This window comes from Palleniella muris, assembly GCF_004792655.1.
Lineage (GTDB): Bacteria > Bacteroidota > Bacteroidia > Bacteroidales > Bacteroidaceae > Prevotella > Prevotella muris_A.
The window spans coordinates 41,673-58,758 of the sequence record NZ_SRZC01000002.1 but is presented as its reverse complement, the minus strand read 5'-3'; the positions used below and the strand labels follow the sequence as shown (position 1 = coordinate 58,758).

Sequence of the window (17,086 nt, the reverse complement as noted above, 5' to 3'; positions counted from 1 at the left end):
TTTTATTTGTTGTTTATTGAATATTTTCGGTTGTTTATAATGTATATGCCGGCAGGAAGTTCACGTAGGGCTTTACCAATGCTTTCCGCAGTGCGTACCATTTGACCATTAATGTTGTACACTCGCACAGGCTTGGCTGTGTTGTCTGTCACATTGCTGATACTTGTCATAGAACCGAAAGACATCTTGAAGAATTTTGCACCACTTCCGTTTAAGGCATTGAAATAACAATGATACGGTGTTATTCTCACAGAGTTATCGTCCTTTACACGATAGAAGCCCACTCCGTATTCCTTCTGGTTCTGCAGCACATAAGCATCTTTCGGAACATACATTGTCTCAAATGTGCCTGTCAGATAGTCGCTTGTCCAAACGTACTCCTCGATAATCCTGTTTCCGTAGAAATGATATGTTCCAGGTGTACCGGCTATTATATAAGGAGTGTTCGCCTTTATGCTCGTCTCCTCAACAAGCTCGACAATGTTTTCATCGCCAATGCCGGAGCATGAGTAAACGCTCATACCTTCCGGAATGTCACTGTCGAATGGCAGTATCAGCGTGCCGCATCTTATGCTTGCTATCGTACAGTCGATGACTGTCTGCTGTTTGGCAAATTCCGGATATATGGTAGCTTCACCGACAACGGTATAACGCAGTGTCATTTCCTTGCCAAGTAGTGTCGCACTGTCAGGAGCACGCAGCTTCTTACTGCTGCTTGTCTGTGCACTCTTTGCATACCACCCAACAAAGTCATAACCGTCGGCAGGGGTAGCAACAAGTTCTATCTCCTCAAGATACTCATAACGCCCTGAACCTCCGTTTATAGAACCACCATTGGAACTGCTTACCGCAATGTCATAGTTGTCAGGCTTCTGCCATAATTCAACCTCTTTGGATGATGTCAACCGGTACTCCAGTTCGTCGCTTGTGGAGAGCGTTGTTCCATTTATTGCCCACCGCTCAAAGGTATATCCGTATGCCGGTACAGCCTTCAGTTTGAGTTTTGTGCCGAAAGGATAACTGCTGCCCACAGTTGCGCCGTCAGACATTGTCACCGAACAAGCATTCTCTGCAAGTTTGCCGAAACCGTTGCGTTTCAGTGCGAACTTCAGCGCGACAGGTTTGCCTGTAAACTCGTTCCATGAGCACTGACTGCCCTCACCACCGTAATACCCCTCGGCATCATCTATGGTCGCTGTCTGCACAGTCAGTATGTACAGACCATCGGCACGCTCAACATTGGCGATGTTCACATTGTAAGTCAGTTCGTCAACCTTGCTTATCACAACCTTGTCACATGCCACCTTGTTGCCCTGAATCATCAGTTCGATGTCATCAGTTGTGAAAGTGCTCTCAGTGATAGGTTTGTTGAACTCCACCTTTATGTCCGTCACCTCCTCTGTTGCCACACTGCCGTTGGCAGGGTCTTTGAATGACAGCTGTCCGCCGAAAGTGTATTCCACAGGCTCATAAGGTGCTGCATATTTTGTAGGAATGTAAAGTATTGTTGCTTTTCCGGTCTTTTTGGCGTCAAGTGTCCATGGACCTTCGAGCGTACCGCCGAAGCCCTCTATCGTCTCATTGTTCACCTGGAACTCATGCGATGTCGCAACATTGCCCTGAGGGTCTGTCTCGCGGAGTGTCAGCACGATGTCTTTCATCTGACCGTCAGTGCCGTTCTCCACCACCAGTGTGCCACGGAATGCCTGTCGGGTCATTGTCATGCGCTGGTTGAACTGAAGCTTAATCTTGGCAATCACTATGCCCTCGTCATCCTCAATCTCTTCTTCCGGCTTATTGTCGCTTTTTGTTTCATCATACGTCTTATCCTCATCAGGCCATTCCAGTTTGAATTCACCATCATTATCGTCGCCTTCCTCACCTTCTTCCATTTCGAATTCTTCACCACTGTCGTTGCCCAATCCGCCAAGAAGGTCTTCTTTCTTACACTTTTGGCTGATCAATAATCCACCGGATAACTGCCCTTGTTTCGTGTCACTACCCAAGTCATATTGGAATGTTCCGGTAATAACAGCAGTACATCCGTCAAGCTCAGTGAATGCAGCCCTTGTCACTTTGTATGTCACCACAGCACTCTCCTTCGGGCGAAGGTCAAACACATGGTCGGTCAGGTACTCCACTTTCAAGTCTGCAGTGTTTCTGAACTTTCCTGTCAATGCATTTTCAACCAAAGGCTTGCTCACATTCACGTTCTTGGCAGTGATAAGTCCTTCATTGGTCACTACAACCGAGTATACCATGCTTTGCCCAACCTCTGTCAGCGCGTCGCCATCGATGTTGCCGATGTAGCCAGACGCAACTGCGGTTTCGGTACAGCAGTCTCGAAAGTAGTTGTGGTGACAATCTCATAGACATCCTCCACCTCTGTCTCGACAACCTCATACTTCACCTTAATGTCATCGACAATTGCAAGGTTCACAGTCTTGAATGTCGTCTTGCCCGGGTCGACACACACCATTCCGCTGAACGTCTCATGACCGCTTGCACTGACTTTAAGCCTGTAATAGCCCTCGGTAAGTATAGGTTCGACACATCCTTTCTCGTTGGTAGTACCGCTGTATGCCACCTCATTAGTGTTATAGTTGCGCACTTCCACCTCTGCACCCTGCACTTGTGGCGCACCGTCAGTGTAATAAGTAAACTCATCACATACGTCCACATGCAACGTACCAGTCTCTTCCGATACTATATTAATGTCATAAGGAATGGCTATACCGTTGCCGTTAGCGCAGTTTACGCCGATACGTCCGCTCACACTGACATTCACTGCCGCATCGTCGGCAGGAGTGATGCCCAACGTTATTGTCGTTGTCTCTCCGTACGCCAATGACTTGATTGTTGTGCCGGAAAGCGACTTTATGAAGTCAGGCAATGCAAGTGTTATAGCGCCTGTCGGACCGTTGCCGCTGTTGCCTATGGACAGCTTGTAAATCTTCTGCCTGCCTTTAGTGGCAGATGTGCTTATATGGCTGACCTCAGATTCAAGGTTCGGGTACGGATTGTAAGCCGCATATCTTCCGCTGAGTTCCATGTCATTGCATTGGTCGGATTTCAGCATAACAGCCAGATTCACCGCCTCACTTGCCTGTACCTTAGGTGTCAGGGCGAACGAAGCTTTGACAGACTCGTTGCCTTCTATCCTTGAAGGGACATCCCATGTCAGCGTGACACCCTCCGGCAACTCGCCACAGTCCACCCTCACGCCTGTCAGCGGTTTCGGGCAGTTGTTGGTTATTGTCACAGAACCGGTGTACTTCTGTCCCACTTCTATGGACTTGCTGACAAACATCTTGTTGTCCACTTTCCAGCCATAAGCACACAGGCTGCACATATCCTCATCAGCAGCTATCCTCATCAGCAGCTTTGGCGTCCTTGCCATAGCAAGCACCGAAACGGTAGCTTCCCGGCTGTGTCTTCGGGATTACATACTGCACGGCGAACTCACCCTTGGAGTCTGTTGTCACGGATGCAACCTTGTACACCTTGCCGTTCCATTCATATATGATGTTTACAGCAGCATTCACGACATTACTTCCCGTAGCCTTTCCACTGATAGTGACAGTCTCACCGACTTTCACCTCATCCTTGTCCACGGATGTACGCACAGTGAATGGAGCGGTAAGCGTCACCTTGCACGCAGTGCTGACATTGTTATGCTCGTTGATTTCCTGAGCATTGGAAGGCGCATCAACCTGTGCATACAGGTAGTACACTCCCATCTTGTTCGGCATCTCCACATAGAAATCGACATCCCTTGTTTCGCCAATCGCTAACGGAGCATCAAGAATCTGTGTGCCAAGGAGTATGCCGCCCTTGGTGTATGTCTGCAGATAGCTGAACCATATATTCACCTTTGCTCCGGCAGGCAGCTCTGTCACACCACTGTTCCTTAGGCTTGCTGTGACCTTCATGGCAGTCTTTGCCATCAACTCCTCCTTCTCTGCCGTCAGCTTCACATCAGAAATGTCTGGCAGCGTCTGGTTGACAATCTGCATGTTTGTCTTGCCCAACGTATAGCCGTCGGCATTGGCAAAGAACGTGACAAGGTGATTGTCCATGTCCGTATCATTCTTGTTCACCTCCACCTGCATCTTCGCCGAAGTCTGTCCCGTCGCGATAGTCACGCCGGCAGGGTGGGTGACACGCCCCGGCTCATCGCTCGTGACTCTCACTGTCAGCGGACTGTCCGTTGAGGTGTTTCTTGTGACAGTAAGAATCGCTGTGCCACCCTCTTTCACATTAACATTGTCAATGCTCATCTTCAGTGTCGGACCATCATCGTCCAAAACCTTTAACAGCGCACAGGCAAAGCCTTGCTCTCCTTCACCTGCTGTCAATCCATAGTCCGGAAAATGCACACCGGCACTTATCTGATATTCGCGCTCACCATCCACGACTGCATTGTCCACAACACCGATAAAGAATGACTGTTCCAGGACACCGGCAGCAAAGCCTACTTGCGAGACTGAACAAAGCACACCGTCAGCGTCACTCGCCTTTACACGGACATTGACCGCCTTGTCGATATTGTCTGTACGGCGCAGAGTGGCAACGACACACTGCGGTCCGTCGCCTTCCGACACTGTTGACGGAGACAGTACCAGCTCAAACCGCGGCACATCATTGTCCGCCACAGCAACCTCGCAACGGCCGGAAGTGTAATTGGTTGCACTGACCGTCAGCGTGGCATGATAGTCCACACTGACACGCTTGTCGTCCGTGACAACAGCATCCACCATGACCTTTGTCTTTCCTGCCGGCAGGATTACCGAGGCAGGACATGCGATGCGCTGTGACGGCGATATGCCAATCATCAATGTCACATCCTCGGTGTTCGCGGATGTTGACTCGATGCTGATTGCCATCTTGTCACCCTCGACATAATTCTCCTTGTCGGTCGTTATCATGAGTGTTGCAGTCTCATTGTCTGTGATGCTCACCGTGCCACGGGCATCCGCATATCCTTTGAGCTGTGCGGTAATCTCCACATCAACATTCTTGTTCCACAAGTTGTCATCAACAACCGTTGCCATAAACTTTGCAGTTGCTGACCCTGCCGGAATCACCACGCTTGCAGGCACGGTAAGCCTGCCGGTGTTTGAAGATGAAAGCATCACTGTCTCCTCCACACCGCGATAACCGCTGCGGCTGACACTGCACTCCACCTGTCCTGTTCCCTCGTCCACTTCCTGCTTGGGAGCGGTGAGCGTAAGCACCTTGCCCATCTCTCCCACATAGCCTGAGGTGGTCAGTACATTGTTGCCCTGATAAGCCGCTGGCTCGTTGAGGGCTTTGTTTCCAATAAGCTCCACCTTGACCTTGAACTGTCCTTCAATGCCACAGGTCACCGTTTCACGGTGCGAAATCACTCGCTTTGTCGTTCACGAGATATAGTAATAAGGTGTGGCGGAGCCGCATGAGATGCGAGACAGAAAATCCGCATGAGACAAACTAAAGCCCACACCAAGCTGTCATGCTGCATTCACGGTTTCAGGCATGTGATTGGCACAACGACAACGCTGTCATTGCGAGTATAGGCATATTGTCCTACGGCTGTAAGCACCATGAGGAACGATGGCTGTTTCATTTTGGTGGTGTCTATGTTTTCTGCCAGCTTCTTCAGTGTTGCAGCACCTGTTTCTATTCCGGTGTCGCCTCCCAGCTTTATTTCTATCAGACCATATCTGCCGCCTCTCAAATGCATCACTGCATCACATTCCAATCCTGTTTTGTCTCTATAATGATACATAGAGCCGTCCAAAGCGTCGGCGTAGCAGCGCAAATCCCGCACGGCCATTGTCTCGAAGAGCAGCCCCATTGTCTCAAGGTCATTAATCAAATCACCCGGACCAAGGTCAAGGGCGGAGGTGGCAATCGAGGGGTCGACGAAATAGCGTGTGTCACTGCTGCGCACGGTTGTTTTGGAGCGCAGGTTAGGATTCCAAGCCAAGGCATCCTCGATGACATATATCTTCTTCAGTGCATTGATGTATTCGCTGATTGTTACCTCTGACAATTTCTCAGCTTCGTTGGTTGAGATGTCAGCGGAAATCATTGAAAGTGAAACTTGTGCCCCTTGGTGTCTGGCATAAGATTTCATAAGTCGCTTTGCCCGTTCAGGGTTTCTGGAGATGCCATCCACTCTTGAAATATCCTTATGGGTGGTAGCCTTATAGTATTCATAGGCGACTAATAAAGCCGCTTTTTCTGTTTTCTTCCGTAATGTGCCCGGCCATCCTCCTCTGCACATTAAGAATGCAATGGTTTCCAATGGCAGGTTGGGAGTGGGTGCGGCAATGTTTGTGTTGCCGTAAAACAATTCCTTAAAGCTGACTGCGCCATTGGATTCGCCTGATTCCCACAAGCTCATAGGGCGCATTTTCAGCCATGCGAATCGTCCTGTGCCTGTATGGTGAATCTCGTCCATCTTTTTCTTGTCCGGCACGGCAGAGCCTGTCAATATGAATTGTCCGTCTTCTTTGCGATGGTCTATTTCAAAGCGGATGGCATCCCAAAGTTTGGGTGCTTCCTGCCATTCGTCGATAAGCATTGGTGCTTCACCGGAAAGGACTGTTCTTGGGTGCATGTCTATCATTGCCATGTTTTGTGCCAGATTCTCTGTGTCACTAAGGTATAGCACGCTGTTTGCTGCTTGTTCGGCAGTGGTTGTTTTACCGCACCACTTTGCGCCTTCAATAACAACAGCACCCATGGCATCCAACAAATCCCTGAGAAGAATGTCTGCTATTCTTGGTCTATAATCATTGTTATTCATAAGCGAAAATGAGTTTGTTGTATTCAACGGCAAAGTTAGTGATTTTTTGTGGATTAGACAAATAAAATAACATAAACTTTGCCATTTGGCACGATTTTACTTTGCCATTTGGCATGATTTCACTTTGCCATTTGGCATGATTTCACTTTGCCATTTGGCATGATTTCACTTTGTCATTTGGCATTGTTTTACTTTGCCATTTGGCATGATATTGATGCTGTTGTCACATGGCTTTGTGAGGGGTGACACTTTACCATGCCAAAGGTTACTTTTTGCCATGCCAAAGGTTACTTTTTGCCATGCCAACCATAACCTTTTGTCAAGAGCATGTTACATGCCGTCAAAGGTTACCCATGAGCGTCCGTGGCAGTTTCCAAGCGCGGAAATCTGTTATTTTGTCGTAAATTTTCATATACTTATATTATTTTAGGTGTGTTTTCTTTGAACTGTCAGGGAAAACAAGTATATTTGCAGATAAAAAAGAATCCGCAAAAAATGTCGCGAGAAGAAACAGTACTTGAATATCTGCGTAGCCACGGGATTCCGTTCTCGTGCTACAATCATCCGGAGGGAAAGACTATCGAGGAGGCGAAACGCTGGTGGAAAGATGACGGTTCGGTGCATTGCAAGAACCTCTTCTTCCGCAACCACAAGGGCAACAGGCATTATCTTGTCTGCTTCCACTGTGATCACGACCTCGACATCCACGACCTTGAACGGCGACTGAAGGAGTCGCTTGTGGCAAAAGGGCTTCCCTCATGCGGCAAGCTGTCCTTCGCCTCTCCGGAAAGAATGATGAAATATCTCGGACTCGAACCCGGAAGCGTGTCGCCTTTCGGACTTATCAACGACGAGACCCACCATGTGCACCTGTTCCTTGACAACGCACTCAGGGATGCAGAGACATTGTCCTTCCACCCGAACGACTGCCGTGGGACGGTGGTCATAAGGCATGAGGATTTTGAACGCTATCTTGCCTGTGTGGGAAACACCTACGAATATCTTACGCTCTACTGATTCTCTCACGCAACATCCGCACCATGCGCCCCATACGGAGACAAACAAAAGAACAATAATGGACAAGAAACCACTCATAGGACATACGGAAACTGAACTGAAAGCCATAGCCAAGGAGCTTGGCATGCCGGCATTCACCGGCGGACAGATAGCGCGCTGGCTCTATGTGAGCCATGTGGAGGACATCGACGGGATGACCAACATCTCCAAGCAGAACCGCGAACGGTTGTCCGAAATGTACTGTGTCGGTTCGGCTGCGCCTGTCGACTGCCAACGTTCCAAGGACGGCACGGTGAAGTATCTGTTCCCGACCGAAAGCGGAAAGACTGTCGAGACTGTCTTCATCCCTGACGGTGACCGCGCCACACTGTGCGTTTCCTGCCAGGTGGGATGCAAGATGAACTGCCTCTTCTGCCAGACCGGCAAGCAGGGATTTGAAGGACAGCTGACCGTGAGGGACATCCTCAACCAGATTTATGCGCTGCCTGAGCGCGAGCGACTGACAAACATCGTGTTCATGGGGCAGGGCGAACCGATGGACAATCTTGACAATGTGCTGCGCGCAACAGAGATTCTCACCGCCCCATACGCCTACGCATGGAGTCCGCGGCGCATCACGGTGAGCAGTGTTGGCATACGCGGAAAGCTCAAAAGGTTCCTCGACGAGAGCGAATGCCATGTAGCAATCTCGCTCCATACACCGTTGCCTGCACAGCGCGAGCAGCTTATGCCTGCCGAGAAAGGTATGGGAATCATGGAGATTGTAACGCTCCTGCAGGACTATTTCCCTGCCGACCGTCGCGTGCCGCGTGGGGGAGTGGAGGGTGCATCGCACCAGCGCCGCCTGACATTCGAGTACACTGTCCTCGGCGGGACCAACGATACGCCGACGCATCTTAAGGAACTGGTGAAACTTCTGCGGCCGTTGGACTGCCGTGTCAACCTTATCCGCTTCCACCAAATCCCTGATGTGCCGCTGAAAGGGGCTGCGGAGAAGCAGATGGAGCATATCTGCGACTATCTCAACCGCAACGGCATAACGACCACAATACGAGCGTCACGCGGACAGGACATCTATGCTGCCTGCGGACTGCTTAACACAAAACACAAGGAGGAGGCACTGAAAGCCAGCGAAAGCAAAGCCTCTGAAAAATAATATTTTGACATGAACATAGGTATCCTACAATCAGCCGGCATCGCCGGTACAGTCATAGAGTGCGCTCTCAGTACACCGGACAATGACGATGTATTCACAGCGACCATATACAGCAAGGACAATGGCAACGACAAGAATGTCGGTGCAGACTTGAAATTCGGGAACATTTCGGGCATAGTCGTCGCTCCGGGCTCTGCGACGGAGTTCAGTTTTGACAGTGCGATGACGATGTATGTCGCTGAGCGCATGCGTCTTGCCACAGTGTTTCCTGACAAATCTGCGGAGGAACTCATGGAGTCATTCGACCGTGATGTGCTTGCCGAAAGAATAAATAAGGTGTGGATGTCACTGAAGCGCGACTTCCTTGTCTCCATGCCGCGCATAGCGCTGCTTGCTCCTGACGGCATGACGGAGGATGTGGCAGACACTCTTGCAGCGGTTGTTGCAGGACTTTCGGAGCAAGGGATTGGAGTTTTCGGTCCATATAACACGAATGACTATATAGACCGGCAGCAGTTCCTGCATTTCGATGCCACACTTGCCATTCTTGACGGTGAGGCTAAGGAGGTGCTTGGAGCAGTGACAGATGAGTCGCGCACAAAGCTGCTTATCGGTATTCCTATGGTCATGGCTTCTACGGAGTATGGAGCGACCAACGATTTCGATGCGAGTGGTATAGTGCAGCCTGCCTACGCCTTGCGCAAGGCGGTGTACACAGTCATCGATGTGGTGCGCTGCCGTGAGGCGTACGATGAGGGGCATAGTGATCCGTTGCCGAAGCTCTATCATGAACGCCGTGACGATTCGGAGAAGGTGCGCTTTGCCGTCAGGAAGCAGAATAATGCTCCGGAGAACGGCAACTGACAGTTTTTGGTGTTCCCGGGATGCCCAGAATTGCGTATTGGTGACAAGAAGGGCTTGACCTTTGCATACGATTTGCACACTCTGTGTACAGGAACCGCGTTAGCGGTGACAAGAAGGTAGCCGTGGGTCGCAACCCACGGAACAAAAGCAATCCGGTGATAGCCACGACCGATTTATCGGTCGAATAAAAAACATATTTTCCTATTCGACCAATAAATCGGTCGGAAACATAGCGAAACAAATGCTGAATCCGTGGGTATGACCCACGGCTACTGTATTCAACCGCTAATGCGGTTAGTCGGCATAAATTCTCACTTGTTAGATTTGAATCATAACATCAAAACATTGTAAATCATGAAAATAGTCTTCCTTACCGGTGCCGGAATGTCTGTCGAAAGCGGGCTTACAACCTTCCGCGATGCAGGAGGGTTGTGGGAGAACTATCCCGTGATGTCTGTGGCAAGCCACGACGGATGGTTGCGCGACCCGGAGTATGTCAATGAGTTCTATAACATGCTGCGTACGAAATACAAGGATGTGAAGCCTAACGAGGGGCATCGGTTTGTAGCGGAACTGGAGAATAACGGTAACCATGATGTTGTCGTTGTCACACAGAATGTTGACAGCCTACATGAACTTGCAGGTTCAAAGAATGTCATCCACCTTCACGGAGAGATGATGAAGATGTGCTCAAGCCGTGATGTCGACAACCCAAGATTCTGGGTTTCGCTGCCTCATGAGGGGTGGGAGGCAGACGGACTGGAAGTGCCTAAGGGCGCGAAAGCCGGCGACGGTTCATTGCTGAGACCATACATCGTGTTCTTTCAGGAGAATGTCCCGAACATGTATGATGCCGTGCAGGAGGCACAGAAGGCAGATGTTTTTGTGATTATCGGCACCTCTCTCAATGTCTATCCTGCCGCCTCACTGCTGCAATATGTGCCGAAGACGGCGAAAGTGTACCTGATTGACCCAAAGCCGGCTATGGCGGAAGGGGCTCATGGGGTGCATGTCATCGCGAAAGGTGCGAGTGAAGGCATGAAGGAACTTATGGAAATTCTTGGTGAGTAGTGAGGGATTGTCCCGGAAAAGAAATAAAATAAAAGGGAAGTGGAACAGAGACTGTTACAACAGATAAAGCAAAGATATGGAGTGGTGGGCAACTGTGAGCAGTTGAACCATGCGCTTGATGTCTGTCTTCAGGTGGCTCATACCGACCTGTCTGTGCTCATCATTGGCGAGAGTGGTGTCGGAAAGGAGATTCTTCCGCGTATCATACATGACAATTCGCCACGGAAGCGTGAAAGATATTTGGCGATAAACTGCGGTTCCATTCCGGAAGGGACTATCGATTCCGAGCTTTTCGGCCATGAGAAAGGCGCATATACCGGTGCGATTGACGAGGGAGAAGGATACTTTGGCATAGCAAACAAGGGCACACTGTTTCTTGATGAGGTGGGAGAGCTGCCTCTTGCCACACAGGCACGTCTGCTTCGTGTGCTTGAAACAGGAGAGTATATCCGCGTTGGCGGCACGGAAGTGCTGAAGACTGATGTGCGTATCGTGGCAGCAACGAATGTGAATATGGTGAAGGCTGTCAGTGAAGGAAAGTTCCGCCAAGACCTTTATTATCGCCTGAACTCCATACCTGTGCGCATGCCGGCATTGCGTGAGCGTGGCAATGACATCCTTTCGCTCTTCCGGCTGTTTGCCTTGCAGATGGTGGAGAAGTACAAGATGCCGCGCCTTGACCTTACGGAGGATGCAAAACGCTTGCTGTTGAAATACAAATGGCCCGGAAATGTGCGCCAACTGAAGAACCTTACGGAGCAGATTTCGCTGCTTTCTGAAGAGAGGACCATAACGGCGGAGACTCTTCGCAGGTTCATTCCTGAGGATGAAGAGACGATGGCAGTGGCGTCATATTCCACAAAGCCGTCGGGAGAAAGCCACTCTTACGAGCAGGAGCGCCGGCTGCTGTTCAACTTTCTTGTAGAGTTGCAGAACAGTGTGCAGAGGCTTAACGGAGAAGTTCAGGAACTGCAGAAGCAGATAACCGCACTTGGAGGGCAGCCGGTACAGATGTCTCATCCTGTGCTTTCCCTTCCTTCTTCCATACCACAGATAGAGACTCCTGCCTACGAAATGGCGGACAGTGAGGAGATAAAGACGGAAAGCAATCCTGTCGTTGAGAGCCTTAATGTCGGTGACAATGAAATGGAACTGCTGAAAAAGGCTCTCCGGCGTTGCGGAGGCAACAGAAAGAATGCTGCAAAGGAGCTGGGAATCTCCGACAGGACATTGTACAGGCGACTGAAACAGCTTAATCTGGAATAAGCATGGTTGGAGGTTTGTGCCCTTTTGCTTATGCGAAAACGCAATTGTCCTTGTAAAACAATAATAAAAAAACGGGCTGCCAACAGCCCGAATAAAATGATGACAAAACGAATAAAACTACTATCAGTCCTTGCCTTTGTGCTCTTTCTTTGCGCTTGCAAAGTGAGTTACAAGTTCAATATGTCAAGCATTGACTACTCTAAGGTAAAGACAATCCAGATTGCCGAGTTCCCTATACGCTCCCAATACGTATGGGGACCGATGGGACCGATGTTCAACAATACGTTGAAAGACCAGTTTGCTGACCATACAAAGCTCATACAGGTGAAGCGCAATGGCGATATAAAACTGGACGGTGAGATAACAAATTATACGCAGCGCAACAAGTCTGTGTCGGCTGACGGTTTCTCGGCACAGACGGAATTGGCGATAACAGTGAATGTGAGGTTCACGAACAACGCCAACCACAATGAGGATTTTGAGCGTCAGTTTACAGCAACCTCGACTTACGAGACAACACAATCGTTGGCTGCCGTGCAGGAGCAGCTTGTCACGGAAATGATTGATGACATCTGTGACCAGATATTCAATGCCTGCGTCGCCAACTGGTAGGACGGACATTGTAATCTTCGTAAAGGTCGAGCATATCGAAAGCATCTTCGATATGCTCGATTTTTATTGTCCCATGGGGGCTTCCGACTATGGAGATGATGTCATACCGTGTGCGGCGGTTCTCCTTTCGGAAGATGGATTTGTAGTGTGCCGCGGCACTGACGATATGGCGGCGTTTCTCAGCGTTCACTGCTTCGTAAGGCTCTCCATAGTCATCCGTGGAGCGTGTCTTCACCTCTACGAAGACAAGGGTTGTGTCATCCTCGTCGATGCATATAAGGTCGATGTCCGTATTGCCATGCCGCCAGTCGCGCTCCCTTACATACCAGCCTTTCTCTTCCATATATTCCGCTGCGCGTTCCTCACCCCAGCGTCCGAGGTCGTTATGCTCTGCCATGGTGGTTTTTTATTTTTTTGTCATGATACAACATGGTATAACATGGTGTATCATGATGTAATCTGATGTGACCTGATATATCATGATGTAACTTGATGTATCATGAGGCATCGTGATGACTCGTGCTGCATCTTGCTACATCATGATTGACTCTATCTGTAAATCTTCTTTATCTCGGCATTCTTGTAGTAATGCAGCAGAATCTCATCGTATTTGAACCCCTTTTCACCCATTACGGCAGCGCCAATCTGACACAGTCCCACGCCATGTCCCCAGCCTTTTCCTTTGAGAAGGAAATCCTCGCCTTCGTCAGTGACCGTGAAAGCTGAGCTGTAAAGATGCGTGTCAGAGAGTGCACGGCGTATTTCCAGTTCCTTGCCGATAGTGAAGGAACGCTCTGTCCCTATCACCTTCAGGCGTGAAATCCTGCCAGACTTTCCGCGTTCGAGTGGCTCCATGGCAACGATGTTTCCAAGGTCAAGATGCAGTTTCTCCATAAGCAGCGACTTAACCTTCGCCTTGCTGATGCGCACCTCCCACTCATAGAAGTCCTGAGTCTCCTGGTCATAGTCGTTAAGCACCTGCCGCAGCACTTTCGTGTCGTGCGTGTTGCAGTATGGGTCAGCAACAGAGACAAGGTACGGCTTGTTGATGTTCTCCCAGCAATAGCGGTATTCCTCTGTCACACCACCACAGCATTTTGAGAAACGTGCGTCACAAATCTCGTCGCCTGACATGAGAATCTCGCCCTGAGTCTGCCGTATCGCCTCGCGGACATGGGCGGATGTCTGCTTCGTAATGCCCTGATAACGTTGGCAATGGTCATCGGCGCAGACATCAAAGATAGTGTGGTCCTCACGGTCATACCACCGTATGAGTTCGTTGTCCTTCTTGATGAACGAGAAGAACCCCGCACTCTGTCCCTGACTGCTGTGCCTGTGCTGAATCTGGGCAAGAAGCCATGAGCGTGAGATTACGGCATGTGCCTTCAGGAGTTCCAAGGAAGAGGTTGCCGACATCTCGGAAGAAATGACGCTTGTCAGGTAGTCCTCAACGGAAAGTTCGTTTATAGCGCACACCTTTCCCTCATGCACAACGAAGCGCAGCGAACCTTTGAATGTCTGTTCCTCCAGGCGTTCCCAATGGAAGTTGACACCGATTGTCACATCATGGATTGTGAACGACGCTTCCACCTTTGAGCTTTCCGCCTTTCCGGGGACAAATGACAGTTCGCGATATTCGTTGCCGTTCCACAGGATGCTTCCCTCAGAATGCTTCACAGTCTGTTCTCCGACAATCGTCTCGCCCTTTGCCACATAAGGGGAATTGAGTGAGAAGCGTATCTCTTCGCCTGAGATGATGCCGACAGTGACATGCGGCACCTTTTCGTATTTAAGGTTTTCGTCATCGTTTTTCTTTTCTCCGGCAATCTGTGTGATGACCTTCTCCATTTCCTTTTGTGACAGAGCCGCTTCACGGAGGATGTCAGCAGCAGTCTGAGAGGTCATTGTGTTGAAATCAGATTCTTGCGGAGTGATAATCAGACCTGCCATGTCAAGCGCACCGGGGGACACCATCGGGCTCGGATAGCATGCCGGACGGTGGTTCTTGCGTGGGAAAATGACGGTCAGGGTCTCTTCGCCGTTGCGCCAAGCGATGATGTTCATCATTGGCTCTGTCTCATCCTTCTGCACAGGAAGCGCGTCATAGACAGTCTTGAACATCTGTCGGAAACCTTTCTCGGAGCGTGAACGCAGGAGCAATGCTGGGCACACATAATCGTTGATAGCCGAGATGTCCTCGCAGTCGTTCAGCTTTACAATCCGGTGCAGTGAGCGGGAGAGTCTTGCCCATTGCTTTTGCAACGGCACGATTCCCGATGTTCCTGCCTGCAGATGCAGATGGTCAGGGCATGAAGCACCGCATTTCGGTCCGTTATAGAACACCATTATGTCAGGATAATGCTCCAGCAGACGGAATATCTTCGTATGCACATCCTTTATCAACTGTGGTCTGTGGGTGTTGGAAGGAAGTGTGAAATGAGTCGGAAGGATAGGGAACGGATTGACAAGCATGTCAAGCGTGTCGTCGAGATGCTTCACCATCTGCTCCTGTGGGCGGTTGTCCTTGCACAGGAAGCACGGACGCTTGGCAATTGCAGCATTGCTTATGCTTGCTCCTGTGGAGACGATGCGCGCCGGATTGTACTGCAGTTTTAGCAGTGTGCCCGTACTGTCATCGGTTATGTCCCTCACCTGCACACCGTTAAGGTCTATGTATCTCTTTCTCGCATCGTCCCAAAGTTCAAGCTGGCGGTTGAAGAAACGCTGCAGCTTTGCCGTGCTTGCGTCTGGCGTGCTGTTGCCGTCAAGACGGTCGGCACGTGCCTCCATGGCAATGCGTGCCTTTAATTCCATGGTTCGCAGACGGTCTTTGTACATGTTGTTGGCGTTCACCCTGTCCACGGAGAGTGCCGCATCGCTGTTGCCACCCCAACGGCGGCAGAGGTATAACTCGTCATAGATGCGCCCGATGCGGTATTTGCGTGAGAATGCAAGCCCGAGAGCATAGTCCTCGCCATAACTTGTGTTCGGGAAACGGTATTGGCGCAGGATAGGGGTGAAGAACGCGCGAGGTGCTCCAAGACCGTTGATGCGCAGCGCATTGTTCATGCCGTTCTCGTCCGTCCACTCCTTATGGTCGATGAGACCCGGAGGGAGCGTGTTGAGGTCGAAGTCGCACATGCGGTAAGAGCCTATGACCATGGCAGCCTTCTGGCGGTAGAACGCATCGATTATCTGCTGCAATGTCCTTGGGGAAGAGTACAAGTCATCAGAGTCAAGCTGTACGGCAAACCTGCCGCAGTGCAGGGAATCCACCGCCACATTCCAGCATCCGCCTATGCCAAGGTCGTCACGCTCGGGAATGATGTGTATCAGACGGTTGTCATTCGCTGCCAGTTCGCGAAGAATCTCTGTTGTTTTGTCTGTCGAATGGTTGTCAACAACGATGACATTAAATTGGAATTTAGTCTCTTGGGCTAATGCCGATTCCACCGCATCGCGGACAGTTCTTTCGCGATTGTAGACCGGGATGACGACGGAAGCCTCTATTTCAAATTCCTGTTCACTGAAGTCCGGGGTGATATAGTCCTCCGGGTCAACCAGCGCGCCGACTTCTTCAAGGTGGTGCGTGACGACCTTCTCCATCTCAGCCTGCACTTCGCGGTTGCGTGGGTTGACATAGTCGAACTGTTTTTCGCCCGATTTCCTGTTGTCCAGTTCCTCCTCCGTATAGAGCGGTTCGTCAAGATGGAAAAGTTCTCCTTTCGTGGAGAGCCACAGGCGCAGGGCGTAGAGTCCCGCGAATTTCAGGGGTTTAAGGATGTTGGAGTGGTTTTTCGCATACTCTTTCAGTAGCGATGTGCGGACAAGGAGCAGCGTGCCGAAGTCGAAATCGTCACGCAACGCCCCTTCCTGGTAGTCTATTGTAGGATGTTTCTCGCGTTTGCCGCCAAGGGTCTTGTGATAGTCACTGTAGACCATTGCCGCCCCGGTGTCCATGGCAGTGCGCAGCATGCGTTCCAAGGCATACTGCCCCAAGGTCAGCGGTACGGACTTTATGGCAAGAAGAGTGAAGTCCGCCTTTGCCTTCTGTGCTATTTCGCAGATTGTCTCGCCTGCGTTTATCTCGGCGCGGGGGAGCATCACGGTCTGTTTGACAACGGCATTGTCCGCCAGTTGTGAGGCGAGTGCCTCGGAAGTGACGAAGCAGTCTATTCGTGCTCGCATGGTCTTTATCGTTTTTTTTTAAGGAGTTTTACTTTATATGTGCTGCAAAGATAATGCAAACCGAGTGCATCAAGAGCTTGCTCTTATTGCTGAGGTGCAGCTTATCTTATGCAAAG

12 protein-coding genes are annotated in these 17,086 nt (G+C 50.3%); 6 read left to right on the top strand and 6 right to left on the bottom strand.

Annotated features, from left to right (window positions below; genetic code table 11):
* Positions 1-2 precede the first annotated feature (2 nt).
* The 4 genes from E5358_RS01290 to E5358_RS01275 form a co-directional block, all read right to left on the bottom strand.
* Complete coding sequence (locus tag E5358_RS01290; protein WP_135938668.1) at positions 3-2,261, bottom strand: InlB B-repeat-containing protein; 2,259 nt, start codon at positions 2,259-2,261, stop codon at positions 3-5.
* 17 nt (positions 2,262-2,278) lie between these two features.
* Positions 2,279-3,400, bottom strand: coding sequence for a hypothetical protein (locus E5358_RS01285; RefSeq protein ID WP_135938566.1), 1,122 nt, complete (start codon positions 3,398-3,400; stop codon positions 2,279-2,281).
* Positions 3,360-5,390: a CARDB domain-containing protein gene (locus tag E5358_RS01280; RefSeq protein WP_135938565.1), complete on the bottom strand. Its 2,031-nt coding sequence runs from the start codon at positions 5,388-5,390 to the stop codon at positions 3,360-3,362. The genes E5358_RS01285 and E5358_RS01280 overlap by 41 nt, the downstream gene beginning before the upstream one ends.
* A gap of 113 nt (positions 5,391-5,503) precedes the next feature.
* Positions 5,504-6,796, bottom strand: a complete 1,293-nt coding sequence (locus E5358_RS01275) for an ATP-binding protein (protein WP_135938564.1) — start codon at positions 6,794-6,796, stop codon at positions 5,504-5,506.
* Positions 6,797-7,291: 495 nt separating this feature from the next.
* Between E5358_RS01275 and E5358_RS01270 the strand changes: the two genes are divergently transcribed.
* From E5358_RS01270 to lptE, 6 genes are all read left to right on the top strand, one after another.
* Entirely contained in the window at positions 7,292-7,813 is a 522-nt protein-coding gene (locus tag E5358_RS01270) for a prolyl-tRNA synthetase associated domain-containing protein (protein WP_135938563.1), read from the top strand.
* A 58-nt stretch (positions 7,814-7,871) separates the two neighbouring features.
* The gene (rlmN, locus tag E5358_RS01265) at positions 7,872-8,969 is read left to right on the top strand and encodes a dual-specificity RNA methyltransferase RlmN (protein WP_135938562.1); all 1,098 of its coding nucleotides are present in this window, start codon (positions 7,872-7,874) and stop codon (positions 8,967-8,969) included.
* 9 nt (positions 8,970-8,978) lie between these two features.
* Entirely contained in the window at positions 8,979-9,833 is an 855-nt protein-coding gene (locus E5358_RS01260) for a 4-hydroxythreonine-4-phosphate dehydrogenase PdxA (RefSeq protein ID WP_135938561.1), read from the top strand.
* Between the two features lie 351 nt (positions 9,834-10,184).
* Positions 10,185-10,904, top strand: coding sequence for an SIR2 family NAD-dependent protein deacylase (locus E5358_RS01255; protein ID WP_135938560.1), 720 nt, complete (start codon positions 10,185-10,187; stop codon positions 10,902-10,904).
* A gap of 39 nt (positions 10,905-10,943) precedes the next feature.
* A complete protein-coding gene (locus tag E5358_RS01250; protein WP_135938559.1) occupies positions 10,944-12,170 on the top strand; it encodes a sigma-54 interaction domain-containing protein in 1,227 nt (408 codons plus the stop codon).
* Positions 12,171-12,269: 99 nt separating this feature from the next.
* The gene (gene lptE / locus E5358_RS01245) at positions 12,270-12,782 is read left to right on the top strand and encodes an LPS assembly lipoprotein LptE (protein WP_135938558.1); all 513 of its coding nucleotides are present in this window, start codon (positions 12,270-12,272) and stop codon (positions 12,780-12,782) included.
* Here the strand turns inward: lptE and E5358_RS01240 are convergent.
* A complete protein-coding gene (locus tag E5358_RS01240) occupies positions 12,757-13,179 on the bottom strand; it encodes a YraN family protein (RefSeq protein ID WP_135938557.1) in 423 nt (140 codons plus the stop codon). The two genes, lptE and E5358_RS01240, sit on opposite strands and share 26 nt — an antisense overlap.
* A gap of 152 nt (positions 13,180-13,331) precedes the next feature.
* Positions 13,332-16,970, bottom strand: coding sequence for a DUF4922 domain-containing protein (locus E5358_RS01235; RefSeq protein ID WP_135938556.1), 3,639 nt, complete (start codon positions 16,968-16,970; stop codon positions 13,332-13,334).
* Positions 16,971-17,086 lie beyond the last annotated feature (116 nt).

What these genes read in the sequence shown, in the direction of transcription:
- rlmN (WP_135938562.1), top strand. Translation starts at nt 7,872, where the DNA reads ATGGACAAGAAACCACTCATAGGACATACGGAAACTGAACTGAAAGCC.
- lptE (WP_135938558.1), top strand. Translation starts at nt 12,270, where the DNA reads ATGACAAAACGAATAAAACTACTATCAGTCCTTGCCTTTGTGCTCTTT.
- E5358_RS01285 (WP_135938566.1), bottom strand. Translation starts at nt 3,400, where the DNA reads ATGGCAAGGACGCCAAAGCTGCTGATGAGGATAGCTGCTGATGAGGAT.
- E5358_RS01270 (WP_135938563.1), top strand. Translation starts at nt 7,292, where the DNA reads ATGTCGCGAGAAGAAACAGTACTTGAATATCTGCGTAGCCACGGGATT.
- E5358_RS01290 (WP_135938668.1), bottom strand. Translation starts at nt 2,261, where the DNA reads ATGGTATACTCGGTTGTAGTGACCAATGAAGGACTTATCACTGCCAAG.
- E5358_RS01240 (WP_135938557.1), bottom strand. Translation starts at nt 13,179, where the DNA reads ATGGCAGAGCATAACGACCTCGGACGCTGGGGTGAGGAACGCGCAGCG.
- E5358_RS01235 (WP_135938556.1), bottom strand. Translation starts at nt 16,970, where the DNA reads ATGCGAGCACGAATAGACTGCTTCGTCACTTCCGAGGCACTCGCCTCA.
- E5358_RS01275 (WP_135938564.1), bottom strand. Translation starts at nt 6,796, where the DNA reads ATGAATAACAATGATTATAGACCAAGAATAGCAGACATTCTTCTCAGG.
- E5358_RS01260 (WP_135938561.1), top strand. Translation starts at nt 8,979, where the DNA reads ATGAACATAGGTATCCTACAATCAGCCGGCATCGCCGGTACAGTCATA.